This is a genomic window from Ruegeria sp. CH6, assembly GCF_056537005.1.
Window position 1 is genome coordinate 58,888 of the sequence record NZ_JBQFQS010000007.1, and the last position, 23,296, is coordinate 82,183.

Annotated in this window: 28 protein-coding genes; 14 read left to right on the forward strand and 14 right to left on the reverse strand. The window is 56.5% G+C overall.

What is annotated here, in order from left to right; translation table 11 throughout:
• The first annotated feature begins 57 nt into the window (after positions 1 to 57).
• Entirely contained in the window at positions 58 to 567 is a 510-nt protein-coding gene (locus ACR0CW_RS15030; protein ID WP_155146485.1) for a potassium channel family protein, read from the forward strand.
• A gap of 24 nt (positions 568 to 591) precedes the next feature.
• Here ACR0CW_RS15030 and ACR0CW_RS15035 read toward each other — a convergent pair whose 3' ends face one another.
• Positions 592 to 921 carry a hypothetical protein gene (locus tag ACR0CW_RS15035; protein ID WP_480742927.1) on the reverse strand — a complete coding sequence of 110 codons (330 nt, stop codon included), beginning with the start codon at positions 919 to 921 and terminating at the stop codon, positions 592 to 594.
• A 194-nt stretch (positions 922 to 1,115) separates the two neighbouring features.
• Here ACR0CW_RS15035 and betB point away from each other — a divergent pair, with 194 nt between their 5' ends.
• Entirely contained in the window at positions 1,116 to 2,570 is a 1,455-nt protein-coding gene (betB, locus tag ACR0CW_RS15040; RefSeq protein WP_480788420.1) for a betaine-aldehyde dehydrogenase, read from the forward strand.
• 54 nt (positions 2,571 to 2,624) lie between these two features.
• On the opposite strand, the gene ACR0CW_RS15045 is transcribed toward betB, so the two are convergent.
• Genes ACR0CW_RS15045 through ACR0CW_RS15065 form a run of 5 tightly spaced genes read right to left on the reverse strand, consistent with a single transcriptional unit; the run spans position 2,625 to position 7,261 of the window.
• Entirely contained in the window at positions 2,625 to 4,766 is a 2,142-nt protein-coding gene (locus ACR0CW_RS15045) for a hypothetical protein (protein ID WP_480788421.1), read from the reverse strand.
• Positions 4,763 to 5,632, reverse strand: coding sequence for a flagellar motor stator protein MotA (motA, locus tag ACR0CW_RS15050; protein ID WP_480788422.1), 870 nt, complete (start codon positions 5,630 to 5,632; stop codon positions 4,763 to 4,765). Before motA ends, ACR0CW_RS15045 begins: the two co-directional genes overlap by 4 nt.
• 46 nt (positions 5,633 to 5,678) lie before the next feature.
• On the reverse strand, positions 5,679 to 6,269 hold the full coding sequence (locus ACR0CW_RS15055; protein ID WP_480788423.1) for a MotE family protein: 591 nt from the start codon (positions 6,267 to 6,269) through the stop codon (positions 5,679 to 5,681).
• Positions 6,266 to 6,754, reverse strand: coding sequence for a hypothetical protein (locus ACR0CW_RS15060; RefSeq protein WP_480788424.1), 489 nt, complete (start codon positions 6,752 to 6,754; stop codon positions 6,266 to 6,268). The genes ACR0CW_RS15055 and ACR0CW_RS15060 overlap by 4 nt, the downstream gene beginning before the upstream one ends.
• Positions 6,755 to 6,763: 9 nt before the next feature.
• Positions 6,764 to 7,261, reverse strand: a complete 498-nt coding sequence (locus tag ACR0CW_RS15065; RefSeq protein WP_480788511.1) for a flagellar basal body-associated FliL family protein — start codon at positions 7,259 to 7,261, stop codon at positions 6,764 to 6,766.
• A gap of 119 nt (positions 7,262 to 7,380) precedes the next feature.
• On the opposite strand from ACR0CW_RS15065, the gene fliF reads away from it, so the two are divergent.
• The 4 genes from fliF to fliP are packed head-to-tail and all read left to right on the forward strand — an operon-like array spanning position 7,381 to position 10,583.
• Positions 7,381 to 8,979 (forward strand): flagellar basal-body MS-ring/collar protein FliF, encoded by a 1,599-nt coding sequence (gene fliF / locus ACR0CW_RS15070; protein WP_480788425.1) that lies wholly within the window; start codon positions 7,381 to 7,383, stop codon positions 8,977 to 8,979.
• The gene (locus ACR0CW_RS15075; RefSeq protein WP_480788426.1) at positions 8,979 to 9,575 is read left to right on the forward strand and encodes an ABC transporter ATP-binding protein; all 597 of its coding nucleotides are present in this window, start codon (positions 8,979 to 8,981) and stop codon (positions 9,573 to 9,575) included. The genes fliF and ACR0CW_RS15075 overlap by 1 nt, the downstream gene beginning before the upstream one ends.
• On the forward strand, positions 9,568 to 9,852 hold the full coding sequence (locus ACR0CW_RS15080) for a FliM/FliN family flagellar motor switch protein (protein ID WP_155146467.1): 285 nt from the start codon (positions 9,568 to 9,570) through the stop codon (positions 9,850 to 9,852). Before ACR0CW_RS15075 ends, ACR0CW_RS15080 begins: the two co-directional genes overlap by 8 nt.
• A complete protein-coding gene (gene fliP, locus ACR0CW_RS15085; RefSeq protein ID WP_480788427.1) occupies positions 9,852 to 10,583 on the forward strand; it encodes a flagellar type III secretion system pore protein FliP in 732 nt (243 codons plus the stop codon). Before ACR0CW_RS15080 ends, fliP begins: the two co-directional genes overlap by 1 nt.
• A 15-nt stretch (positions 10,584 to 10,598) precedes the next feature.
• On the opposite strand, the gene ACR0CW_RS15090 is transcribed toward fliP, so the two are convergent.
• Positions 10,599 to 12,041 carry a sensor histidine kinase gene (locus tag ACR0CW_RS15090; protein ID WP_480788428.1) on the reverse strand — a complete coding sequence of 481 codons (1,443 nt, stop codon included), beginning with the start codon at positions 12,039 to 12,041 and terminating at the stop codon, positions 10,599 to 10,601.
• Positions 12,038 to 12,775, reverse strand: coding sequence for a response regulator transcription factor (locus tag ACR0CW_RS15095; RefSeq protein WP_480788429.1), 738 nt, complete (start codon positions 12,773 to 12,775; stop codon positions 12,038 to 12,040). The genes ACR0CW_RS15090 and ACR0CW_RS15095 overlap by 4 nt, the downstream gene beginning before the upstream one ends.
• Positions 12,776 to 12,991: 216 nt before the next feature.
• On the opposite strand from ACR0CW_RS15095, the gene ACR0CW_RS15100 reads away from it, so the two are divergent.
• Genes ACR0CW_RS15100 through ACR0CW_RS15115 form a run of 4 tightly spaced genes read left to right on the forward strand, consistent with a single transcriptional unit; the run spans position 12,992 to position 17,153 of the window.
• Positions 12,992 to 14,236, forward strand: a complete 1,245-nt coding sequence (locus tag ACR0CW_RS15100; RefSeq protein ID WP_480788430.1) for an ABC transporter substrate-binding protein — start codon at positions 12,992 to 12,994, stop codon at positions 14,234 to 14,236.
• A gap of 57 nt (positions 14,237 to 14,293) precedes the next feature.
• Positions 14,294 to 15,166 carry a carbohydrate ABC transporter permease gene (locus tag ACR0CW_RS15105; RefSeq protein ID WP_170336332.1) on the forward strand — a complete coding sequence of 291 codons (873 nt, stop codon included), beginning with the start codon at positions 14,294 to 14,296 and terminating at the stop codon, positions 15,164 to 15,166.
• Positions 15,159 to 16,052, forward strand: coding sequence for a carbohydrate ABC transporter permease (locus tag ACR0CW_RS15110; protein ID WP_480788431.1), 894 nt, complete (start codon positions 15,159 to 15,161; stop codon positions 16,050 to 16,052). The genes ACR0CW_RS15105 and ACR0CW_RS15110 overlap by 8 nt, the downstream gene beginning before the upstream one ends.
• A gap of 3 nt (positions 16,053 to 16,055) precedes the next feature.
• Entirely contained in the window at positions 16,056 to 17,153 is a 1,098-nt protein-coding gene (locus ACR0CW_RS15115; protein ID WP_155146456.1) for an ABC transporter ATP-binding protein, read from the forward strand.
• Positions 17,154 to 17,211: 58 nt separating this feature from the next.
• On the opposite strand, the gene ACR0CW_RS15120 is transcribed toward ACR0CW_RS15115, so the two are convergent.
• Together ACR0CW_RS15120 and ACR0CW_RS15125 are read right to left on the reverse strand one after the other, a co-directional pair.
• A complete protein-coding gene (locus ACR0CW_RS15120; protein ID WP_480788432.1) occupies positions 17,212 to 17,820 on the reverse strand; it encodes an MlaC/ttg2D family ABC transporter substrate-binding protein in 609 nt (202 codons plus the stop codon).
• Positions 17,810 to 18,580, reverse strand: a complete 771-nt coding sequence (locus ACR0CW_RS15125; RefSeq protein ID WP_155146569.1) for an MlaA family lipoprotein — start codon at positions 18,578 to 18,580, stop codon at positions 17,810 to 17,812. Before ACR0CW_RS15125 ends, ACR0CW_RS15120 begins: the two co-directional genes overlap by 11 nt.
• A 339-nt stretch (positions 18,581 to 18,919) precedes the next feature.
• Here ACR0CW_RS15125 and ACR0CW_RS15130 point away from each other — a divergent pair, with 339 nt between their 5' ends.
• The 4 genes from ACR0CW_RS15130 to ACR0CW_RS15145 are packed head-to-tail and all read left to right on the forward strand — an operon-like array spanning position 18,920 to position 21,665.
• The gene (locus tag ACR0CW_RS15130; RefSeq protein WP_170336338.1) at positions 18,920 to 19,375 is read left to right on the forward strand and encodes a RidA family protein; all 456 of its coding nucleotides are present in this window, start codon (positions 18,920 to 18,922) and stop codon (positions 19,373 to 19,375) included.
• Entirely contained in the window at positions 19,372 to 20,142 is a 771-nt protein-coding gene (locus ACR0CW_RS15135; protein WP_480788433.1) for a glycerophosphodiester phosphodiesterase family protein, read from the forward strand. The genes ACR0CW_RS15130 and ACR0CW_RS15135 overlap by 4 nt, the downstream gene beginning before the upstream one ends.
• Positions 20,143 to 20,187: 45 nt before the next feature.
• Positions 20,188 to 21,375, forward strand: coding sequence for a GNAT family N-acetyltransferase (locus ACR0CW_RS15140; protein WP_480788434.1), 1,188 nt, complete (start codon positions 20,188 to 20,190; stop codon positions 21,373 to 21,375).
• Positions 21,372 to 21,665, forward strand: a complete 294-nt coding sequence (locus ACR0CW_RS15145; RefSeq protein ID WP_155146448.1) for a 4a-hydroxytetrahydrobiopterin dehydratase — start codon at positions 21,372 to 21,374, stop codon at positions 21,663 to 21,665. Before ACR0CW_RS15140 ends, ACR0CW_RS15145 begins: the two co-directional genes overlap by 4 nt.
• Here the strand turns inward: ACR0CW_RS15145 and ACR0CW_RS15150 are convergent.
• From ACR0CW_RS15150 to ACR0CW_RS15165, 4 genes are all read right to left on the reverse strand, one after another.
• On the reverse strand, positions 21,662 to 21,967 hold the full coding sequence (locus tag ACR0CW_RS15150; RefSeq protein ID WP_170336344.1) for a hypothetical protein: 306 nt from the start codon (positions 21,965 to 21,967) through the stop codon (positions 21,662 to 21,664). The two genes, ACR0CW_RS15145 and ACR0CW_RS15150, sit on opposite strands and share 4 nt — an antisense overlap.
• A gap of 71 nt (positions 21,968 to 22,038) precedes the next feature.
• Complete coding sequence (locus ACR0CW_RS15155; RefSeq protein WP_170336346.1) at positions 22,039 to 22,386, reverse strand: EF-hand domain-containing protein; 348 nt, start codon at positions 22,384 to 22,386, stop codon at positions 22,039 to 22,041.
• 11 nt (positions 22,387 to 22,397) lie between these two features.
• Positions 22,398 to 22,643 carry a glycine zipper 2TM domain-containing protein gene (locus tag ACR0CW_RS15160; protein WP_155146442.1) on the reverse strand — a complete coding sequence of 82 codons (246 nt, stop codon included), beginning with the start codon at positions 22,641 to 22,643 and terminating at the stop codon, positions 22,398 to 22,400.
• A gap of 102 nt (positions 22,644 to 22,745) precedes the next feature.
• Positions 22,746 to 23,231: a peroxiredoxin gene (locus ACR0CW_RS15165; RefSeq protein WP_155146440.1), complete on the reverse strand. Its 486-nt coding sequence runs from the start codon at positions 23,229 to 23,231 to the stop codon at positions 22,746 to 22,748.
• Positions 23,232 to 23,296: the final 65 nt, after the last annotated feature.

Below are 23,296 nucleotides of genomic sequence, written 5' to 3' on the forward strand. Positions count from 1 at the left end.
CGGTCTTAGCGCAGCCATAGAATGATGATCCGCGGTACGCATCGTTAGGGAAAGATCATGCCGCAGGATCCATCGACACTACAGGATTGGAAGCCGACGATTATCGCGGCATCCGTGCTGGTTCTGGTCAGCTTTGTCGCCTGGTATGCTCTGTCTCACCTGAATGAAACCACGGCTGGTGATACTGTTGGGGGCATAGCCACGCTTGGCCTCATTGTCTGGCTCATTTCTCAGGCCTGGTATCATATCAGCCTTGTCAGATCGCCCAAGCGGCAGCTGATGCTGATGGGAATCTCATTCATCCAGGTCGTGCCGTTCCTGTTTGCCGCTGTTTACGGCTCGTTCGGCTACGATGATGTGTGTGTGACCGGAGCCAATGGTCCGGCAGATGTTCTCTATTTCTCGTATGTCACATTCACCACGGTGGGCTTTGGCGATCTGCGACCTGTCGGAATGTGCCGGGCACTGGCCGTGGCCGAGGCAATAACCGGCTACATATTGTTGGGATTGTTTGTTGCCGCCGCAGTGGGTCTGTATGGCCGATCTCACGGCCATCACAGGCACTAATTCAGAGAAAATAGCTCAAGAAACCTATTTGTTGCGGTCAATCCACTGCGACATGAGTTGCTTGTCGCGAAAACACTCCGACGGAATCGGCCGACGCTTCGAGCGCGAGATGCGTTCAGCAAACGCAACTTGTTTGCCGGTTGGATAGCTCGCAAACGGCGAAGGGTCATGAGGCTTGTTCGCCGAAATCCAATCCGACATTGATCTGCGGTCACGCTGCGCTTCAACCGGGATCTCCAAAGCCGTCTGTTCTGCGATGGCGCGGGCATAGCGCATCTGGCGGTCGGTGACCGGAAGAAGATGGTAGTCGTTCGTAGGCCCGTTCGGGGCCAATTTGCGTGTTGCTTGGGCCATCGGTTTATCCTCTGACTATGTAGAACATAAATGGAACATTAACCATTCATTTCAAGAGGGGGGCCTATTTTACAGGCAAGTTCTCGCCGGTCGTAGTGTTTTATTGACTGACCAATCAATAACCATTACCTGCGAATTCAACTGTTACTGTCGCCCCAATGGATCGGGCGCGTTTGCAAAGAAAAGGACGCGGCATGAAGTTTCAGCCCAAGGCCAGCCATTTCATCAACGGCGAATACGTTGAGGACACCAGCGGCGCACCCATCGATGTAATCTATCCCGCTACGGGCGAGGTGATTGCGAGGTTGCACTCGGCAACCCCCGCAATCGTGGATCAGGCTCTAAACAGTGCAAAAGCAGCACAGGCTGAATGGGCTGCGATGTCCGGAACCGAGCGCGGCCGTGTTCTGCGCCGGGCCGCTGATATCATGCGGGAACGCAACCGCGAGCTATCCATTATCGAAACCCATGATACCGGCAAACCCCTGCAAGAGACGCTGGTGGCGGATGCTACCTCCGGCGCGGATGCGTTGGAGTATTTTGGCGGAATGGCCGCCTCGTTAACCGGTGAGCACATCCCGCTGGGTGGCGGAGACTTCGTCTACACAATCCGTGAGGCGCTGGGCGTCTGCGTCGGGATCGGCGCGTGGAACTATCCGACCCAGATCGCCTGCTGGAAAGGTGCCCCGGCCCTGGCTTGTGGAAACACAATGGTGTTCAAGCCGTCTGAGACTACGCCATTGTCTGCATTGCAGGTTGCCGAGATCCTGATCGAAGCTGGCGCTCCCAAAGGTGTCTATAACGTTATTCAGGGTTACGGCGATGTCGGTGCTTCGCTGGTGACCGATGTGCGCGTTGCGAAGGTCTCGCTCACCGGATCTGTCCCGACTGGCCGCAAGGTCTATGCAGCCGCAGCAAACGGTATGAAGCATGTCACCATGGAACTGGGCGGCAAATCCCCGATGATCGTGTTCGACGACGCTGACATCGAAAACGCTGTTTCGGGCGCGATCTTGGGCAATTTCTATTCTTCTGGGCAGGTTTGCTCGAACGGCACGCGCGTGTTTGTTCAGAAAGGGATCAAGGAAGCCTTCCTGAAGCGCCTGTCAGAGCGTCTAGCGAAAGCGAAAATCGGCGATCCGTTGGATGAAGAAGTCAATTTCGGTCCGATGGTCAGCGAAAATCAGATGAACATCGCTTTGGGTTATGTCGAAAAGGGCAAGTCAGAGGGCGCGCGCCTTGTTTACGGTGGCGAACGCATCGAAGGCGATGGCTTCTATATGCAACCAACTGTGTTTGCAGACGTCACCGACGATATGGCCATCGCCCGCGAAGAGATCTTTGGCCCCGTGATGTCAGTGCTGGATTTCGAAACCGAAGAAGAGGTCCTGGCCAGGGCCAATGACACCGAGTTTGGATTGGCGGCTGGTGTGTTCACCAATGATGTGACGCGTGCGCACCGCATCGTGGCCGGTTTCGAGGCGGGAACCTGCTACATCAACACCTACAACCTTGCCCCGGTCGAAGCGCCATTTGGTGGGTCGAAAATGTCGGGTGTGGGTCGTGAAAACTCGAAACTGGCGATCAACCATTTCAGCGAAATGAAAACCGTCTACGTCTCGATGAATGACGTGGAAGCGCCTTACTGATTGAGATGAGGACTGGCCGGAAAGACACCTGTTCCGGCCAGTTGCGCCCCTTGTTCATTGCCCGGCGGCCGCGATCGTAAGCAGCTCCTCGATCCGCTTACGGGCCAATTCACTGTCTGCCAGCAGAGTTTTCGCATCAGAGAGTGGAGTGTCCGGTGAGCGCGAAACCGGCTGGGCCAGGGCCTGATCCAGTTCACTCAAAGTTCCAAACTTGCTCGAAGAGGTGCCGTTGATATCTTCTGTCTGTCCTGCGAGCCAGAACAGACGGTCCGCTTCATCATTCTCACCAGTCGCGCGAAGCAGCGTAGCTGCAGCAGAGAGGTCTGCCGTATCTGCAAGGGCCCGGGCGCGCAGGAGCTGCGCCTTATCAGAGTCATCCTCGGCAATCTCCAGTAATGCCCGATGCGGTTGCCCCTGCAACAATGCGGCGCGGGCGCGAAGTCTGGCTCTGTCTTTCCGTTTGATCCGATCCTGTTGCCGGTTCGCAAGCGCATAGGCCTGAGAGGCAAAACCAAGCTCGGCAAGACGCTCTGACAGCGCTATTGCTGTTTCGGTTTCCAACGTGTCACCCGACACCGAACGAAGGTTCAGAGCGTAGCGCAAGAATGTCACGTCATCCGCGCGTTCGGACAACAAACGCAGCACGCGGTTTGTAGCCCCAGCCCAATCTTTGTCTTCCGGATGTGCCCGGATCAGTTCCATGGCGGGGCCAAACTCCTGATTCAAACCAAGAGCGACTGCATGACTTTGCGCCATAACAGAGCCTATTTCTGATCGTCTGAGCTGGATGGCAAATCCAGCCACCAGTTCAAGTTCTTCAGAGGTTATGGCGCCACGATCCGACCAGCGCTTTTCCACCAAACGCGCCAAAGCCAAGGGGGTTTCCAAATCCGACTCTGAGGCCTGAATGACTTCGGACAGCAATGCCTCGCTTTCAGCTTTGTCACCGGCAGCTTCTGCAACGTCTGCTTTGGCCAAGTTAAACTTTGGCTGCGAGTCTGCATCGATACGATCGACTGAACGTAAGACACGGCGGGCTGCTTCCAATTCCTCGGCGTTGACCAGAATCTCGGAAAGCTCTGGCCCCAACGAACGCCTCAAATGATCCGGCAGCCTCGCAAAGGATTGTTCGATCGAAGAAAGCTGCGCATGGGGATGCAAATCCCCCTCGGTTAACAGCGCCCACAAAGCCGCGTCACCCTCGCACCTCTGGAGGCTTTGAAACGGGTTCGGCTCTAACTGGGGTCGACCGTCTACCAAATTGGAAATCGCAATGATCCACGCGCGGTTTGAAGAGGCGCCCTCAAGTAGTTCGAGCGTTTGAACCGCTTCAGCGCCATAGCCATGATAGGCGTAAAGCTGGGCCAGCTTCTCGACCCGTTCTGCATCGATGCGATCGAACTCCAGAAATAAACCGGTACGCAGCTCTGCAACCTGTTCCGGAAACGGGCGTCCATCAGACCACGAAACAAACCCCAGATCAGTATCCGAAATACAGGTGGGCTGCGTTTCAATCTGAGGCAAAGACAGCCCTTCGAGCCCGCGAAGCTCATCCAGAACGGATGAGACCATTACGTTTGCTGGCAAGTCTTCCAGAATATTGCCTGGCGCGACCTTTTCTGTTGATCTTGGACCAATATCGGAAAGCTGCAGATCGACGATCTCACGATCAGCTCCCTGTAGCATTCGCGACATCAGTTGATCCTCTAACGCTCGGCCATTCAAGTGCAGCGATGGTACGGTGTCAGGTGTTTCTTCGATCTCTGATTCATCGGCTAACTGCAGATCAGGCAGAAAAACCAGCGTAGGGAGGTCTTGCGTCACGGACAGCGAGGGCTCACCGGGCGCGATATCAACGACGATCATGTTATCCCTGAACAAAAAGGCCGATGCGGCGCAGGCACACCCAAACTCCATTTCAAGAGCTGTACCCGGTTCCTCTTGCGACAGCGATTTTAGGCGGTTCTCGGACAGCCGTGAAAACACCGAGTTGGTATTGTACGTGACGCCATCAAGCTCAACATCTATCCGGGCACCATCTTTTTCGTGAGTCAGCGTCCAGCCTGTCTTGGGCGGTATCTGAAGGACCAGCCTTGTAAAGCCGTCATGCTCACCCGAGCGCACTCGAACTTCCTGTGCATTTGCATAGGTTGCGGCAGCGACCAGGATAAAAGAGAGGACACATTTTTGGATCATGCTGCCGCCTGTTTCAGTTCTTTCAGCGCATCTTCGAGCTCGGTAAATCCGGGTCGGTTATGAGTCGGAGTATTCTGGCGTCCAACTTCGATACACATCGCAGTGTTGTGGTTGTGCAGGTTGGCTACGAGAACTTCTTTGATCAGTTGGTAGAAGTGGTTATCCTCTTCAACGACGGCCTTCACCTTTCCCGCGAACGGCCCCACCAGCCCGTAGGCCAAGAATACACCCAAAAATGTGCCGACAAGAGCACCACCGATCAGCTTGCCCAGAACTTCCGGGGGCTGGTCGATTGATCCCATCGTCTTGATCACACCAAGAACAGCAGCAACGATACCCAACGCTGGCAGGCCGTCTGCCACGGTCTGCAGCGCATGGCTGGAGTGCATTGCGTGATGGAAGTTGGCTTCCATCCGCTTTTCCAAAACCTCCTCAACCTGATGGGGATCGTCGTAATTCATCGAGGCTGAGCGCATCGTGTCGCAGATCAGGTCAATAGCTTCGCGATCGGCCTGAATTTTTGGGTACGTGGAAAACAGCGAAGAGCTCTCAGGATCTTCGATATGTTGCTCTAACTCGACTGGATTTGCCCGCGCGATGCGGATCAGTGAAAACAAAAGGCACAACAGATCTCGATAGTCTTCGGGTTTCCATTTCGGCCCCTTGAACACTTTTCCGATGTCCTTGGCGGTATGTTTGACCCCGCCAAAATCATTACTGATCATGAATGCGCCGACTGCGGCGCCTCCAATCATCATCATTTCAAAGGGAAGCGACTTCATGATGATGGCCATCTTGCCGCCAGCAGCCAGATATCCGCCGAACACCATCACGAAAATGACGACAATACCTACGATCCCAAGCATATATGATCTCCAACGGCGCGAACTGAGGGTTTGGAAGACACAGGCGTCACTCCTGCGGAGCCAGCGCGTTGCGCCCGGCCATTACAACACTGATGGTATAGGCGGCTTCGGGGTTTAGACCGGCCATGACACCAGCGGCTGTATCGGGCGGCATACGAGACAGGAAACCGGCCGCGAAAATCGGATCCATCGTCTCAAACAACGCTGCGGCGTCTTTCGGCTTCATGTTCTGATAGACATCAGTAAGTCGGGTCAGATCTGCCTCGGCGGCGTTATCGGCGACTGCCACAGTTGCGCGAAGCGTATCTTCCGCCTCGCGTAGCGTGATCAACCGGCTCGCAATGGCCAGATCAGCTATTTCCAAAGCCTTCTCACGATCCTGAACGATCTTTTCACGCCTCTCGATTGCCTCTTCACGCCGCAGCAATTCGATCAGCACGACTTGTAGTTCCTGTTCTTCAAACCCCGATTGTTTGGATTGGGGCTGTGATGCCAACTCCGGCCGATCGCTGCGCGCCAGTGCGGGTCCAGCCTCCAGGCTCAACCGAATAACGGCGGAGCCGATCATCAGGGCCGATATCAACGTCAGAACGCCGCTGCGCTGACGGCCTGATTTGCCCTTTCTGTTCAACCTCATCTGCTGGCCTCGTCCAGCTGCGGTGCGTGGCGAAAGAACATTAGCCCTTCGGGAGGCTTTGTGGCCTCTTTGGCAGGGGTCTCAGGCTCCTGATTCTCTCTGAAATCTCCAATGTTGGTCTCTGTTTTAGAAGATTCTTCTTCCGACTCATCCGCCGGTTCAGCCTCAGCCGAGGGCGTATTTTCATCTATGGAATCTTCAGGAATCACATCGTGCATCGATGCCATCATCAGTTCCAGGCGCTGCGCAACGGATTCCGCCCGCTGCGTCAGATCCTGCAGTTTCAGACCGGACTGATCCGATGCATGTCGGGCCGATTCGAGCGAATTTTTCAACTCCTCAGCCTGTGCTGACAGAACCGATACAGCTCCGCCCACGCCCTTTTCCAAATCAGTAAATCGTTTCAGGCGCCGGGCCAGAACAAAGCAGTACAGACCCGCCCCAAGCGCGCCTGCTACCAGCAGAATGTCCGCGATAAGTTCCAACTTCGTCTCCTAGTTCAGTACGAATTCCATAACCAAAACATCGCGCACGCGACCTTCGCCGGTGACGATGGCGATGCGCCGCAGCAGATGTCCGCGGATGCGGATCAGGGCCAGCGAATCCTCAAGATCCGAGATCTCGAGCGCGCGAAGATACCCGTTCAGCACATCCATGATTCGGGGCTGCATCTTTTCCACGTCGGCGATGTACTTGGCATTCACCTCCAACTGAGCGTGGAATTTCAGATGACGGGAATCACCGGCATTTACCGAGACAATCACCGGTGGAAGATCGACGAAACCGACAGCAGGTAAGGCCTTTGCAGGCGTGCTATCGGCATTCTCATTGGCCGCCTGAACATCTGCTTTCCTGCCAATTGGCAATACACCCGACGTGGTCAGGAAGTATCCGCCCGCAGCCCCGGCCAAGGCCAGGAGAACGCCTGCGATAAGCCCTTTTTTCCCTGATTTTTCGGAGGCTTCCGCCTCATCCATAGCTGCGTCACTCATGACGTCCTCATCGATCTGTTCGGCAACTGTCATAACCCCGCAGGGACTAACCGATTGTTAAGGGCAATCGTCCAAACAGAGGCAGAGCCGCACAGAATGTCGGCGAGTCGGAGGTGAGCGTGCAGCAGATCGGAACTGTCTGGGCAAGTTTGGACAGGCGCAAACAAATTATCGTCGCTGGCGCCGTAGCGCTGGTGTTTCTTGGTATCCTCGGCATGTCGCGTCTGGTGACCGCGCCGTCGATGACACTGCTATACGCCGGGCTCGAAAGCGGCGCCGCCGGCGATATCGTACGTGCGCTTGATCAGCGCGGGGTTACTTACGAAATCAGAGGCGGCTCAATCTATGTGCCCGGGGCGCAGCGTGATGAGTTGCGTATGACGCTGGCGAGCGAGGGCCTGCCCGCCAACGGAAATCGAGGCTACGAACTGCTCGATTCCCTCAGCGGATTTGGCACCACGTCGCAGATGTTCGACGCTGCCTACTGGCGCGCAAAGGAAGGCGAGCTGGCGCGCACCATCGTGGGCAGTTCCTATGTCAGCCAGGCGCGCGTTCACATTGCAAACGGATCAGCCAATCCGTTTCAGCGCAGCGTATCACCAACGGCGTCGGTATATTTAGTGCCTTCAGGTGGCCAGATCACAGGAGATCAGGCCAAGGCAATCCGGTTTCTGGTTTCTTCGGCAGTTAGCGGTTTGGCCCCGGAAAACGTCTCGGTGATCGACTCGAATGGCACAGTGATCGGACCTCAGGAGACCGCAGTTGCCGCCGATACTGCCGATGACAAGGCGCGCCAGCTGCGAGAAAGGGTGATGCGCCTAGTCGAAGCGCGTGTTGGCGCCGGGAATGCGGTTGTCGAAGTCAGTGTAGATACTGTGACCGAAACCGAATCCATTCGCGAACGACGCATTGATCCAAAAGGTCGAGTAGCGATCAGTACAGATGTTGAGGAAAGGTCGGACAGCGCTCGCAACCAATCCTCTGATGTCACCGTTGCGTCGAATTTGCCGGATGGCGATGGAGCCGGAGGGGATGAATCGAATTCGAACGCCACCCAAACGCGTGAACGGGTGAATTATGAAATCTCCGAAACCGAGCTCGAAGTGCATCGTGCCCCGGGTGCGATCAAGAGGTTGACCGTAGCGGTATTGGTCAATGGGGAACGAACCATTGATGCCGCAGGTGTTGAGACATTCGTTCCTATGCCTCAGGTCGAACTGGATGCCTTGGGTGAACTCGTCGCCTCTGCCGTTGGTTTCGATGCCGAAAGGGGCGATGTGATTACGCTCAAATCCCTCGACCTTCCGGCGGTTGAACCACAGGGCACATTGGCATCGTCTTCACTGTTGAGCCGAGTTCACCTCGACGTCATGTCTTTGATTCAAATGGCGGTTCTGGCGCTGGTCACCTTGGTTCTGGCACTGTTTGTGATCCGTCCGATTCTATCCAAGCAAGCTGTCGTGCCTGCATTGCTATCTGCTGGCGGCGCACCCGATGGTGAGGCCGCGCCCTATCTGACGGGTGAGATTGCAGCAGATGAATCATCAGAATTCGCTCCGTTGCCGGGTCAGGCGCAGGCAGAGGCAAGCGTACCCGCACTTCCGTCAGCCAAAGGCGAGGATGCCGTGGATCGCTTGCGTGCGATGATCGGTGACAAGCAGGAAGAAACGGTTGAGATCCTGCGCAGTTGGCTCGAGGAAAGCGAGGAGAAAGTGTGATGTCCATCGCTCATCTCCTTGAAGATTTCACGGCCCAGTCCGACGGTGCGGCAGTTCATCTGATGGATGAAGACGCGCTAGAAGAACAGCGTCTGGCCGCTTTTGAAAATGGTTACGGAGCCGGATGGGAAGACGCCGTTAAGGCGCAGGAACAGCAGAGCGGGCGCCTCACGGATGAGCTGGCAAGATCACTCGAGGATGTATCCTTTACCTATCACGAGGCAATGACACGAATGGCGTTGTCTCTGGAGCCGATGTTTCAGAGTCTAATAAGTATGATTTTGCCAGAAATGGTCGATCGAAGCTTTGCAACACAGATCGTCGAGCAGTTATGCCAAATGACACAGGATCAGATTGGCCAACCCATGCAGCTTGTGGTGCCTGAAGGTTCATCAGAAGCGGTGCAGAACCTGGTGCCCGACGCGCTTTCTCCATCCCCACAGGTGATCGAAGACCCTTCGTTGCAGCCGGGGCAGGCGCGGCTGCAGGTTGGTACGGCGCGGCGCGCGGTCGATAACAGCGCGTTGCTGTCCACCATCGCGCAGGCATTCGATGCATATCTCCATGAAGCAAAAGAGGCTTTGTCAAATGAGTGATCCTCAGACACCAAAAACTGAAAAGAACCCGTTCGAAGCTGTGCCGATCGAAGTCACCGTGTCCGTTGGCCGTGCCCGTCCTCTGATCCGCGATCTGCTGAACATGGGTGAGAATGCCGTGCTCACGCTGGACAAACGCATAGAAGATCCGGTGGATCTATATGTTGGCGATCAACTGGTCGCGCGCGGCTTGTTGGAGGAGCTTGAGGGGGATCAGTCAGGCCGGCTCGCCGTACGCTTAACCGAGATATCTGACCTGCAGAACGGTATTGGATGATGCGCCAATTGTTCTGGCTGGGTCTCGCAGGCCTACTGTTGATGCCTTCTTTTGCAAACGCGCAAGAACTGTCTTTGTCTTTGGGTGATGGCGGTTCTATCTCGGCCAGAACAATACAGCTGATCCTGCTGATCACGGTGCTCAGCCTGGCCCCGGGTCTGGCAATCATGATCACCTGCTTTCCTTTTCTTATCACGGTTCTCGCCATTCTGAGACAGGGTATTGGCCTGCAGCAATCACCACCTAACATGCTGATTGTCAGCCTCGCTTTGTTCCTGACCTATTTCATAATGGAGCCGGTCTTTACCGAAGCTTGGGACACGGGCATTCGTCCAATGGTCGAAGAATCGCTTGATGTAGAGCCTGCTTTGGAACGGGCGCTGGTTCCGTTTCGTGAATTCATGGCCGCCCGATTGGATGCCGACACTTTTTATTCGATGGCAGCGCTGCGCCCGGGTGGTGAGGCGATGCAGCTGTCACCCGAAGCGCCAATTTCGGTGCTGATGCCATCCTTTATGCTGTCCGAGATTGCGCGCGCCTTTCAAATTGGTTTCCTGATTTTTCTACCGTTTCTGATCATAGATCTCGTGGTTGCAGCGGTGCTTATGTCGATGGGCATGATGATGGTGCCGCCTGCAACGGTGTCTCTTCCGTTCAAACTGGCTTTCTTTGTCATAGCTGACGGTTGGGCCCTGATCGCCGGAGCGCTGGTGCGCAGCTACGTGCCATAGCGCTGAGGGGACGATCTATTGGCGCGTAATTCGAAGCCGTGCCTGTAGACCCTGATCTCCTGCCTCAAAGCTGAGCGTCCCGCCATGTTGTTCGGCTACGGTGGCAGCAATCGTCAGGCCCAGTCCAAACCCATCCGAAGAGCCTGTGTTAGAGCCGCGTTGGAACGGCGCCATCAGGGCCTCGACATCCTCGACAGACAGATCGGTCCCCTTGTCTTCGACGACGATTGTCGCGGTCTGCGCATCGGTTTCCAATGCAACTTCGGCATGGCGGCCATATTTCAACGCATTGTCGATAAGGTTGCTGAGTGCGCGTTTGAGGGAAATCGGCCGGCCAATGACCAGAATGCGCCGGGTTTCAGGCAGCGATCCCTGCCCGCGCCGGGATGCAAAGACTGATTGGGCACCCTCAACTACCACGGGGGCAACTTGTTTCAGCGAAACCGGAAGGTCCATATCCTGATAGTCGGCGACCAGAGATTCGACCAAAGCGGTCAATGAAATCTGGCGTGGGTCTTCGACGCTAAGTTCGGACCGGGTATAGGTCAGGACGCTTTCGATCATGCCGGTCATCTGATCCACATCGGCCTCAAGCTTTTCGCGCAACTCATCATCCGGGATCAACGCCGCGCGCAGACGTACCCGGGTGGCGGGTGTGCCGAGATCGTGGCTGACGCCCGACAGGACAATCGCTCGTTTCTCAAGCTGGGCACGTTCATCGTCTAGATGGTCATTCACGGCGGAAACGATTTCGCGCAACTCCTCGGGGCCGTCCGCGTCATAGCTGTCCGGCCCACCCCTGCGTCTGCGATACCGCAGTGCCTGAGCGAACCGGGCAAAGGTGTCGGTCACGTTGCCCACTGACGTCAGGATGACAGCAAGCGCGATTACAGCGATCAGAATAGCGGGCAGGCGCAGATCGGTTGGTGCCGCCTTGCAACCCCAGACGGCAGTTCCATCAACACTCTGCCAGTCACCCCGCCCGAATCTGGCGATCAGGATCGGTTCACTGCAATAGGTCGCCAGCAATCGGGTCAGGTTTCCCATCTTTTGCGGCCCAGTCTGATCGCTGCCCGAAACGATATCAGAAACCGGATAGACCAGCCGGTCGGACATCACCGCCAGCGTCAGTTCACGCCCGCTGAGCGGCGAAGAACTGTCCGTCAGTATCGACAGGTTGGTTACGAAACGGCGGCCCGAAAAGCCCGGAATTTGTTCAAATTTGCCGTCTTCGGCCAAGGCTGCGGCGTCCGGCGATAATGGCGCAATCGAAACATCCTGTGGCGAAGCCATTCCGGTTCGCAATTCTTCGTACACGGCAAAACCGGCCACAAAGGACTGCGTAAGATACCGATCCCAGGACTGCGCCGAGGTAAACCAAAGCCCTCCGGACAAAAGGCCCGCAGCAAAGGCGGCCAGTGTCCAGATCCAGCCAAGGCGGCGCAGTGGCAGGGTCATGCATCTTCTTCCACGGTCACCTCGGCGGAAAAGATGTAACCGACACCGCGTTCGGTGCGCAGCATTCTGGGTTCCTTCGGGTTGGTTTCAATCTTGGATCGCAGACGACCCACCAGCATGTCGATCGCGCGACCCTGAGCTTCGGGTTTGTCATCGCTACCGGTAACGTCGAGTGCTGCCGCGATTTCATCGCGCTTCAGCGGGATATGGGGATTTGCCAGCAGCACCTTGAGCAGTGCGGTCTCACGCTGGGACAGGGATACGAGATAGCCATCAGGTGAATGTACCTCATCCCGCTTGCCATCGAAAACCCAGCCGTCAAAGAGGAATGTTTTGGTGCGCCGACGATAGGCCAGCGACGGTGTCCGTCTTGCGCGCTGCATCACCGCTCGAACCCGTGCCAGCAAAAGTTGGGGGTTGAAGGGTTTGGCAATATAGTCGTCAGCGCCCACTTCGTAGCCAGCCATACGCTGATGATCTGCAGACAGCGCTGACACGAAGATAATCGGCACATCCTGTTCGTTGCGCAGGCGGGCGCAGATCTCGACCCCGTTTTCGTCACCCAGCATGACGTCCAGCAGGATCAGATCGATCCGGCCCGCGCGCAAATGGGTCAGCACATCTTTTTCAGTCGCGGCAGGCAGCGCGATGAAACCGTTTTGTTGAAAAAACTGGGTCATCATCGACCGCATGTCCGGGTCGTCATCCACCACCAATAGACGCGGAATGGTCACCTTATCCTCCCCGGTTCCCCCTCAACCGTTGCCGTCAATTGTAACGAACGGCAACAGATTCAAGGTCAACGTAACACGCTGTAACAAAAGGAGTGAATATTTCCACCTTCTTTGGGTCTTGCCCCAGATTACGCGTTGCCAGACCGTATCCGACAACCCGTAATATCGCGCATCGCTGCCGGATCGGCGGCACTGAAGTTTCTGGGAGGATACCAAATGAAACGTTTTGCACTGTCTGCAGTTTCGACACTGGCCGTGGTGGCAGGCACCTCGGTTATTGCCGAGCCGCAGGCCGAAGTTCTGCACTGGTGGACATCAGGTGGCGAGGCCAAGTCGGTCGCCGTTCTGCAGGAAGAGTTTGCCTCGAATGGCGGAACCTGGACCGATATGCCCGTTGCGGGTGGTGGTGGTGATGCGGCAATGACCGCGCTGCGTGCCCGCGTTCTGGCCGGCAACGCACCAACCGCGGTTCAGTTGAAAGGCCCTGCCATTCAGGAATGGTACGAAGAAGGCGTTCTGGCTGACATTTCGAATGTGGCTGAGGCTGAAGGTTGGGCAGATGTATTGCCCGCATCGATCGCCGGTCACATGATGTGCGAAGGCACATGGTGCGCCGCTCCTGTGAACGTCCACCGCATCGACTGGATCTGGGCAAACGCCGACGTGCTGGCTGCAAACGGCATCGAAATGCCGACCACCTGGGAAGAGTTCAATGCCGCAGCCGAAAAACTGCAGGCCGCTGGTGTGATCCCGTTGGCCCATGGCGGTCAGGCGTGGCAGGACGCCACCGTGTTCGAAGCGGTTGCGCTGGGTTTGGGTGGACCAGAGTTCTACCAGAAGGCTTTTGTCGACCTTGACCCTGATACCCTGACTTCGGACACGATGGTTCAGGTTTTTGACCAGATGCGCACCCTGCGTGGTCACGTGGACGAGAATTTCTCGGGCCGTGACTGGAACCTGGCCACTGCCATGGTGATGAATGGCGAAGCAGCCTTCCAGATCATGGGTGACTGGGCCAAGGGTGAATTCCTGGCGGCTGGCAAGAAGCCCGGCGAAGACTTCCTGTGCGCCTCGACCCCCGGCGACGGTTATCTGTACAACGTCGACAGCTTTGCCATGTTCGACGTGGAAGGTGACGACAAGCGCGCCGGTCAGGAACTGCTGGCCAAGCTGATCGTTGCGCCGAACTTCCAGGAAGTGTTCAACCTGAACAAAGGCTCGATCCCGGCCCGGACCGACGTTGCACTGGATGCGTTCGACATCTGCGCGCAAATCTCGGCCGAAGACATGGGCTCGACCTCGGCAGGCGGTTCGCTGCTGCCGTCCTACGCGCATGGAATGGCTCTGCGCGGTGCGCAGGCTGGTGCGATCACCGACGTTGTGACCGCGCATTTCAACTCGGATATGTCCTCGGCTGACGCGGTTCAGCAATTGGCGGACGCAGTGGCAAACAGCTACTGATCCAATACGCTCTGCCCCCTATACTGAGGGGCAGAGCATCTTTCCCCGGAGGAAAAAATGTCCGAATGGCTGGAAAACCACCTGCCCAAGGTGGTGCTGGCACCGTCGTTCATCGCCGTATTGATCTTTGTCTACGGATTTATCGGATGGACCGCGTGGGTGTCGCTGACCCGATCGAAACTACTGCCGAAATACGAGATCAAAGGATTCATCCAGTATGAACGCCTGTTTGACTCGCCCCGTTGGGATACGGCGATCAACAACCTGTATATCTTTGGCGCGTTGTTCATCGTAATCGCGATGGTGCTGGGCCTGTTGCTGGCCATCCTGCTGGATCAGAAGATCCGCGTCGAAGGGGCCATTCGCACGATCTATCTGTACCCTATGGCGCTGTCGATGATCGTGACCGGCACCGCATGGAAATGGATCCTCAACCCGGGTCTGGGTATCGAGGCGATGGTGCAGGGCTGGGGATTTCCGAATTTCGAGTTCGATTGGCTGGTGAACCCGGACTACGCCATCTACACCATTGTTCTGGCTGCGATCTGGCAAAGTTCGGGATTTGTCATGGCGCTGTTCCTTGCCGGGCTGCGCTCGGTCGATGGTGAAATCATCAAGGCCGCGCAGGTTGATGGTATTCCAACATGGCGCATCTATACGGCGATCATCATCCCCTCAATGGCCCCGATCTTCTTGTCCGCCTTCATCGTACTGGCCCACCTTGCAATCAAGAGCTTTGATCTGGTCATCGCGTTGACCGGCGGCGGCCCGGGCTATGCCACAGACATGCCTGCAACCTACATGTACGCCATGGCCTTTTCGCGCGGCGATATCGGTCAGGCAGCTTCGTCCGCGATGATCATGATGCTGGTCGTCTTTGCCATCGTGGTTCCATATCTCTATTCAGAACTGAGGGCGAAAAATGACTGATCTGTCGATGCCCCAAACCCGCACCCAAAGCGCCACGGGCAAGATCGCCCTGCGCTGGCTGCTCTATGTCCTTCTGGGCCTCTTTGCGCTCTATTACCTCATGCCGCTTTTTGTGATGTTGACCACTTCACTAAAAAGCCTTGAGGAGATCCGGACCGGAAGCCTGATGTCGCTGCCCCGCGAGGTCAGCCTGGACGCCTGGAAAACCGCGTGGTCCGGGGCCTGTACCGGAATCCAGTGCGAAGGTCTGCGGCCCTATTTCTGGAATTCTGTCCTGATCGCGGTGCCTGCGGTGGCGATCTCGACCCTGCTGGGTGCGCTGAACGGCTATGTCGTGGCGCAGTGGCGGTTCAAAGGGGCGAACATCATCTTCTCGCTGATGCTGTTTGGCTGCTTCATCCCGTTTCAGGTTGTTCTGCTGCCGATGGCGCGTCTGCTGGGGATCATGGGGATTGCCGGGACCATTCCGGGCCTGATCTTTGTCCACGTGATCTATGGTCTTGGTTTCACCACGCTGTTCTTCCGCAACTACTACGTCACCATTCCGGCCGAGTTAACCAAGGCGGCTCGCGTTGATGGGGCCGGGTTCCTGCGGATTTTCTGGTCGATCTTCCTGCCGCTGTCGCTGCCCATCATCGTGGTGACCGTCATCTGGCAATTCACACAGATCTGGAATGACTTCCTGTTCGGTGTGTCCTTCAGTCAGGCGGGTACGCAGCCCGTGACCGTTGCGCTCAACAACATCGTAAACTCCACCACCGGCGTCAAAGAATACAACGTCGACATGGCCGCTGCGATAATCGCGGGGCTGCCGACGCTGCTCGTCTATGTCGTTGCCGGTAAGTATTTCATCCGCGGTCTGACCGCTGGTTCCGTGAAGGGATAACCCATGGCTCCCATCCTCGATATCAACAATCTCTATAAGAATTACGGCGCGACCGAGATTCTGAAGGACATCAACATCTCGATCGAACCGGGCGATTTTCTGGTGCTGGTCGGCCCCTCGGGTTGCGGTAAATCCACTCTACTGAACTGCATCGCAGGGCTTGAGCCGATCACCGGTGGGACACTGGCCATTGGCGGCAAGGACATGACCCATGTCAGCCCCAAGGACCGCGACATCGCCATGGTGTTCCAGTCTTACGCTTTGTACCCGACGATGTCGGTCGCCAAGAATATCACCTTTGGCATGAAGGTGCGCGGCGTGGATGCAGCAACGCAGGAGGCCAAGCTCAAAGAGGTCTCATCCCTGCTGCAGATCGAGCAGTTGCTGAACCGGCGCCCAAGCCAATTGTCTGGTGGACAGCGGCAGCGTGTGGCGATGGGCCGAGCGCTGGTCCGCGATCCCAAGCTGTTCCTGTTTGATGAACCGCTATCAAACCTCGACGCCAAACTACGGGTCGAGATGCGGACCGAAATCAAGAAACTGCACCAGACGCTGGATGCCTCCATCGTCTACGTGACCCACGACCAGATCGAGGCGATGACGCTGGCCACTAAGATCGTGGTGCTAAAAGGCGGCATCGTGCAGCAGATCGGCAGCCCGGCCGAGATCTATAACAACCCGGCCAACCTGTTCGTGGCGGATTTCATGGGCTCACCTGCGATGAACCTGATTCCGGCCAGAACCGAGCGGAATGGGACCGGTACGCATATCTCAATCGCCCGCGATTCCGGATCACCAATCACTCTGACGGATTCGCGCGATCTGAATCTGCCTCAGGATGTCATTCTGGGCCTGCGCCCCGAAGACATTGCCGAGGCAGGCTTCCGGGCAGGTGCAGGGGTGCAGGAGGCAGAGTGCCTTGTTGATATGGTCGAACCGGCCGGGGCAGACACTTACGTGGTCTCTGAACTTGGCGGAAAACAGGTCACCGCACGACTGCACGCCGAGACCAGCGCACAGGCTGGTGAGATGCTGAACCTCGCCTTTGACATGAGCAAGGTTTCGTACTTTGCCAAGGAAACTGGTGAACGGTTGAACTAAATAAAGAAACCGCCGCGCGGGATCACCGTGCGGCGGTTTCCAAGAGACGCAGCTTTGTTCAGCTGGCCCTCTTCATATCTTTGATCAGACGGTTCAGATCGCCGCCGCGCGCATCCAGCATGGCGCCAACCTCGGTCCGCTCGGTCAGCAGCATATTCACGCCTTCGATGAACATGTTGAAGAATTTGTCACGCCCCGATTTGTCCGAGACAAGGAAGGTCACCTCAAACGGGGACGAGCCCTGAAGCTTGACTGAGGTACGCACCTCGTAGCCCGCCTTGATCTTGCGTGCATTTCGGACAGTGACCTGACCGCCGATGAACTCGCGGAACCGGCGGCCATATTTGTTCGCGATATAACCCTGAAACGCATTGGTGAACTGCTTCAGCTGCGACGGGCTGGCCGAACGGGCATCAGCCCCCAGCACATAGCGAGCCATGATCGGCACATCGGCGTATTGCACGAAGATTTTTTCGAAATCTCGGATCATCGCCTTCTCGGATTTGCCCGAGGCAATTACCCGATTGATGTCATCAACGACGCTGACGACAAGCGCCTTGGCCTCAGCTTCGGTCTGAGCAAAGGCGGGCAGGGGAAGGGCTGTAAGCGCCAGACCGGCAAAGCCAGTGGCGACAAAACCACGACGGTTCAAATGGTTACTCGGCATAGGGGTCCTCGTAGGGGTCTAGGTAGGGGTCCCTGACAGGGTCGGTCCCGGTTTCGGCATAGGGGTCATCATACAGACCCAGATAGGCGTCCTCATCATCCCTTGCCAGTTCAAAGCGACGGTTTTGCAGGTAGATGGTCCGTGCCTGAGCATAGCTGTCCGCGCTTTCATACAGGATCGAGTCCACCGTATCCGAGAATCGGCCACGATCCCCCATTCGGCGGACAACTTCGGCATAAACACCCAGGTTGTCGGCTGGCCGTGTCGGGGTAAAGTTGATCGGATTCGAAAACAGGTTGACCACAACTCCAACGGCATCTCGGGTAGTTGAGGGGCCATAAAACGGCAGTTCAACATAGGCACCTTCGCCAAAACCCCAGACATGCAGGGTTTCGCCGAAATCCGTATCCACGGGCGGCAGGTTCAGCTCACTGGCCGGATCAGACAGGCCAATGCCACCGACAGTCATGTTGATGACGAACCGCAACAGCGCATTACCCATTTGCTTGGGATTGCCCTGCAGCAGGTAATCCACAGCCTGACCGGGCAGCGAGATGTTTTCAGCGAAATGGTTGAAGCTTGTCACCATTGGGTCGGGGACGATCTTCACATAGCCTTTCGAGGCAGGGCGGAACAGGAACCGGTCGACACCCAGATTGAACTTATGAATTCCGCGATTGGCATTTTCGTACGGGTCAAACACTTCGCCGCGGGCTGCCTGATCCGCAGGTTGCGATGCACAGGCGCTCAGCACCGTCATAACGGACAGAATGAAAAGGTGCTTCAAACGGAGTCTGCTCGACACGATATTTGTACTCCAAGGTGCCAGAGGTGAATGATCTGGCTTTCAATCAATACTGTTGCGGTCGGACTTCAAGGGTTCAAGTGGCTGTCACATAGAAGTTTCAAACACTAATTGAAACAACTAGCGTTTAACCCGCATGCCCGACCGAGGTAAAGTGACACAGGATCAACACTCCGGAATAAGAGAAGTTACGCCCAGATCTTGTACATTTGTAAAATTGCCGTTTCCGGCTTTCCCAAGTCGGGCTTCCCGGTTAGCGTCCGCGCGAGTCGATTTTAAGGTGAGGACCATCAAATGAGCATCGCAGCAAAACTGGAAAGCCTCGGCGTCAGCCTGCCGGACGCACCTGCGCCAGCAGCGAACTATGTGCCTTTTGTTCGTGTGGGCAATATCGTCTACGTATCTGGCCAGATTTCCAAGGCAGACGATCTGATCACCGGAAAACTGGGTGATGACATGGATGTCGACGCGGGCGCAGCGGCGGCGAAAGTCTGCGCGATCAACCTGCTTGCTCAGGTTAAGGCCGCTTGCGGCGGTGACATCGAAAAGCTGGTGCGCGTGATCAAGCTGACCGGTTTCGTGAACTCGACCGCTGACTTCACGGCGCAGCCGCAGGTGATCAACGGTGCCTCCGATTTCCTCGTCGAGGCGCTGGGCGATGCAGGCCGCCATTCACGCTCTGCCGTCAGCGCAGCATCTCTACCTCTGGGTGTTGCGGTTGAGATCGAAGGTATCTTCGAAGTCCAATGACGCCGAGCCTGCCAAAAGAATTCATGCAACGCCCGATCGCGCATCGGGCGTTGCATGACAAAGCGGACAAACGCCCGGAGAACAGCCTCGCAGCCGTACAAGCGGCGATGGATGCCGGGTATGGGGTCGAGATTGATCTGCAGCTCACCTCTGATGGCCGAGCGATGGTGTTCCACGATTACGATATGACCCGTTTGACCGGAAAAGCAGGACCGATCCGGCAGATCTCGTCGGACGAGGCCGCGGCTGTGACGCTGCTGCATTCCGATGATGAAGGCATTCCGTCGTTGCAGGACGTGCTGGAACTGATTGATGGCAAAGTGCCCTTGTTGATCGAATTCAAGGATCAGGACGGGGCGATGGGCAAAGGCATCGGGCCGTTGGAACAGGACGCGATCCGTGCGCTTGAAGGTTATGATGGCCCATTGGCGTTGATGTCATTCAATCCCAACAGCGTAGCTGAATTGGCGCGTTTGGCACCGCATGTGCCCCGGGGTATCGTCACCAGTTCCTATGACCCGAAGGAGTGGTTGCTGACTGCGGATATCTGCGACCAACTGCGGGATATTCCAGATTTCGACCGTGTTGGCGCAAGCTTCATCAGCCATGAAGTGCATGACCTGGACCGGCCCCGCGTTGCCGAACTGAAGGCGCAAGGTGTGCCCATCCTGTGCTGGACCGTCCGCTCGGCAGAACAAGAGGCCGAAGCGCGCAAGGTTGCCGACAATGTGACCTTCGAAGGATATTTGGCCGCGCATTCGGGTTGAACCTGCCCTTCGCTGTCACAGATAATGGTGAAGCGCGGAGGGTACATGGATCAGGCACAAATTGAAGTTCAGGTACTCGGATCGCTCTCGCAGATTTCTGCTGCGGACTGGGATAGTTGTGCCTGCCCGGAAACAGCTGATGGCGGTCGCCCGCTTGACCCGTTCACCACGCATCGGTTCCTGCTGGCGCTTGAGGAAAGCGGATCGGTTGGTCGGGGAACAGGGTGGCAGCCGCAATATCTGACGGCGTATCTGGACGGTCTGCTGATCGCTGCGGCACCGCTCTATGCCAAGTCACACAGTCAGGGTGAATACATCTTTGACCACAACTGGGCGCATGCTTACGAGAGCGCTGGCGGGCGGTATTATCCCAAATTGCAGATTGCTGTTCCGTTTACCCCAGCCACGGGCAGACGTTTTCTGGTTCGCCCCGGCTATGAGGCGATCGGCATGTCCGCTTTGGTTCAGGGCGCTGTCCAACTGGCCGCTGACAACCGGGTATCTTCGCTGCACGCTACATTCTGTACCGAGGCCGAGGCCCTCGCGGGGGCCGAAATGGGGCTGCTGACCCGCAGTTCACAGCAGTTTCACTGGCTCAACGATACCTATTCGGATTTCGATGACTTTCTGGCCGCTCTGTCTTCGCGCAAGCGCAAGAATATTCGCAAAGAACGTGCACAGGCGTGTGATTTTGGTGGGGAAATCCGCACCCTGACCGGGTCTGATATTCAACCCGAACATTGGGATACCTTCTGGCAGTTCTATCAGGATACCGGCGCGCGCAAATGGGGGTCACCTTATCTGACGCGTCAGTTCTTTGATATTGCGCATGAAACCATGGCTGATGACATGGCCTTAGTGCTTGCGGAGCGCGACGGCTATGCGGTGGCCGGTGCGCTGAACTTCATCGGGCGCGAAACGCTCTATGGTCGCTATTGGGGCTGCACCGAACACCATCCCTGTCTGCATTTCGAATTGTGCTACTATAGGGCGATCGATTTTGCCATTGCCCATGGCCTGGCCCGGGTCGAGGCCGGTGCGCAGGGCGAGCACAAGCTTGCGCGAGGGTATCTTCCTGTGCGTACGCATAGCCTGCATTGGATCGGTGATCCGGGTTTTGCCGACGCGGTGTCGAAATATCTTGATGCCGAGGGCCGTGCAGTGGGAGAAGAGATCGAGATTCTGACGGATTATGGCCCGTTCAGAAAGTCGAACCCGGAGGAACAGCAATGACGGAACTTTTGTCGACCGAGACCCGCGGCCCGCTGCTGGATCCGCTATTCAAAAACGGCTGGACCATGGTTGAAGACCGGGACGCCATCACCAAGACCTTCATTTTCGAAGATTTCGTCCATGCCTTCGGCTGGATGACACAGGTGGCGATTTTCGCGGAAAAGTGGAACCACCACCCCGAATGGTCGAATGTCTATCGTACGGTCGAAGTTGTGTTGTCGACACATGACGTGGGTGGCCTGTCCTCGCTGGATGCCAAGCTGGCGCGCAAGATGGACAGTCTCTGTTAACGATTACCCGATCCCACACCACCTGCCAGAGAGGCGGCGACACCCATCTGCTCGAATTCAGCAGGTGTGACGGTTCCGCTGCTGACATCAATATTGCCCGGGATCCTTGTTGTCCGATTACCAACTGATCGAACACTGCGTGCGGCCGGATTGATATCCAGGCACCGGGTGTTGTAGCAGGTCAAACCGCTGGTATTGATCTGAATACGCGCCTGACCGTCTGCCCCGGTTACGACGGGCGCTTGCGGAACATCACATGCGGCAAGCAGGCTCAGAACGCCCAGATAAACCCATTTGTTCATTGCACGCTCCTGTTTTGCGATGCTCTGCCCGGTACATTCCGGGGCAGAGCGTTAATCTAATCCGCTGATGTTCAGTCCAGCAGGCCGTTTCCGTCCTGATCGGCATTGATAAAGTCTTCGTTCATCTGCGTATCGTACTCGGCTCGGGATATAGCGTTATCCTCGTCCCGGTCGACCTTTTGAAATTGCTTGATGTCAAGAAACGGCTTGGCTTCGTCCAGCCCCAGCGTGCCGTTCTTGTCTTCATCCATTTCCTGAAAGGCATAATCGGAGAAGGCGTTGAACTCGTCCTTTGACAGAAAACCGTCATTGTTCGAGTCGATCGCGTTCAATTCCTTTTCATTCAGTTCAGCGACGCTTTCGGCTGAGGCTGCACTGGCCATCATCACAGCCGCAATTACGAAAATTCCACGTTTCATTCCGGCTCTCCTCAGCATGAGTATCTCTGACCTTCGAATCCACCTGCAGCGGCACCTGCCGCAGTCAGAATGGTTTTGCCCGAACCGCCCCCAAATTGGTTGCCGATCACGCCGCCGATCAAGGCACCACCCAGCGTACCGCCCAGGCAGGCAATCTCGTGCTGTCTTGCCGCCTGCTGTTGCGGGGTTGGGGCCGGGCCACAAGCGGCCAATGCACCGGCAGTGCCCAAGGCAAGAGTGATTAATTTAAGTTTCATCAATGAACTCCCCAGTTGTATGCTCAAGTATTTGCACATCGGGGCGTTGCAGGCCAAGTTAAATACGATTGGTTGGCCCCGGGGCTGCCGGGGCCAATGAAATCAGATTGCTTCCAGCAATCCTTCCCCCGCCGAGATTTCGCAGGCACCGGGATTTTCCTCAAGGTTCAGCGCGACAACTTTGCCGTCATCAACCAGCATCGCATACCGTTTTGATCGTGCTATCAGCCCGGCTGGCGGCGCATCGAAATCCATGCCGATGGCCTTGGTGAATTCAGATGCTGCGTCGGCAAGCATGGTCAGGCCCGCGTCGGTTGCACCGGTTGCCTCGCCCCAGGCTTTCATGACAAACGGGTCATTGACCGAGACGCAGATGATCTCGTCCACACCCTTGGCGTCGAACTGATCTTTGGTGCGCATGAAGCTAGGTACATGCGCGGAATGACAGGTTGGCGTAAACGCGCCCGGAACGGCAAAGATCACCACCTTGCGCCCATTGAGCTTGCTGGAGATACGTACCTCCTCAGGCCCTTCGGCACCTATCTGTGTCAATGTCGCATCTGGCAAAGTATCACCGGCTGAAATCATCTTATTACTCCTGTCGATTGGATTTGCAGAGTCAGTCCTAAGCGCAATATAGGGGTGCAGGTGGA

Coding starts and splice junctions, on each gene's coding strand:
- ACR0CW_RS15030 (WP_155146485.1), top strand. CDS start 58: ATGCCGCAGGATCCATCGACACTACAGGATTGGAAGCCGACGATTATC.
- ACR0CW_RS15160 (WP_155146442.1), bottom strand. CDS start 22,643: ATGAAACTTAAATTAATCACTCTTGCCTTGGGCACTGCCGGTGCATTG.
- ACR0CW_RS15065 (WP_480788511.1), bottom strand. CDS start 7,261: ATGAGTGACGCAGCTATGGATGAGGCGGAAGCCTCCGAAAAATCAGGG.
- ACR0CW_RS15045 (WP_480788421.1), bottom strand. CDS start 4,766: ATGATCCAAAAATGTGTCCTCTCTTTTATCCTGGTCGCTGCCGCAACC.
- ACR0CW_RS15080 (WP_155146467.1), top strand. CDS start 9,568: ATGAGTGATCCTCAGACACCAAAAACTGAAAAGAACCCGTTCGAAGCT.
- ACR0CW_RS15140 (WP_480788434.1), top strand. CDS start 20,188: ATGGATCAGGCACAAATTGAAGTTCAGGTACTCGGATCGCTCTCGCAG.
- ACR0CW_RS15115 (WP_155146456.1), top strand. CDS start 16,056: ATGGCTCCCATCCTCGATATCAACAATCTCTATAAGAATTACGGCGCG.
- ACR0CW_RS15075 (WP_480788426.1), top strand. CDS start 8,979: ATGTCCATCGCTCATCTCCTTGAAGATTTCACGGCCCAGTCCGACGGT.
- ACR0CW_RS15125 (WP_155146569.1), bottom strand. CDS start 18,580: ATGACGGTGCTGAGCGCCTGTGCATCGCAACCTGCGGATCAGGCAGCC.
- motA (WP_480788422.1), bottom strand. CDS start 5,632: ATGCTTGGGATCGTAGGTATTGTCGTCATTTTCGTGATGGTGTTCGGC.
- ACR0CW_RS15105 (WP_170336332.1), top strand. CDS start 14,294: ATGTCCGAATGGCTGGAAAACCACCTGCCCAAGGTGGTGCTGGCACCG.
- fliP (WP_480788427.1), top strand. CDS start 9,852: ATGCGCCAATTGTTCTGGCTGGGTCTCGCAGGCCTACTGTTGATGCCT.
- ACR0CW_RS15055 (WP_480788423.1), bottom strand. CDS start 6,269: ATGAGGTTGAACAGAAAGGGCAAATCAGGCCGTCAGCGCAGCGGCGTT.
- ACR0CW_RS15100 (WP_480788430.1), top strand. CDS start 12,992: ATGAAACGTTTTGCACTGTCTGCAGTTTCGACACTGGCCGTGGTGGCA.
- ACR0CW_RS15035 (WP_480742927.1), bottom strand. CDS start 921: ATGGCCCAAGCAACACGCAAATTGGCCCCGAACGGGCCTACGAACGAC.
- ACR0CW_RS15145 (WP_155146448.1), top strand. CDS start 21,372: ATGACGGAACTTTTGTCGACCGAGACCCGCGGCCCGCTGCTGGATCCG.
- ACR0CW_RS15135 (WP_480788433.1), top strand. CDS start 19,372: ATGACGCCGAGCCTGCCAAAAGAATTCATGCAACGCCCGATCGCGCAT.
- ACR0CW_RS15090 (WP_480788428.1), bottom strand. CDS start 12,041: ATGACCCTGCCACTGCGCCGCCTTGGCTGGATCTGGACACTGGCCGCC.
- ACR0CW_RS15165 (WP_155146440.1), bottom strand. CDS start 23,231: ATGATTTCAGCCGGTGATACTTTGCCAGATGCGACATTGACACAGATA.
- ACR0CW_RS15155 (WP_170336346.1), bottom strand. CDS start 22,386: ATGAAACGTGGAATTTTCGTAATTGCGGCTGTGATGATGGCCAGTGCA.
- ACR0CW_RS15130 (WP_170336338.1), top strand. CDS start 18,920: ATGAGCATCGCAGCAAAACTGGAAAGCCTCGGCGTCAGCCTGCCGGAC.
- ACR0CW_RS15110 (WP_480788431.1), top strand. CDS start 15,159: ATGACTGATCTGTCGATGCCCCAAACCCGCACCCAAAGCGCCACGGGC.
- ACR0CW_RS15120 (WP_480788432.1), bottom strand. CDS start 17,820: ATGCCGAGTAACCATTTGAACCGTCGTGGTTTTGTCGCCACTGGCTTT.
- betB (WP_480788420.1), top strand. CDS start 1,116: ATGAAGTTTCAGCCCAAGGCCAGCCATTTCATCAACGGCGAATACGTT.
- ACR0CW_RS15150 (WP_170336344.1), bottom strand. CDS start 21,967: ATGAACAAATGGGTTTATCTGGGCGTTCTGAGCCTGCTTGCCGCATGT.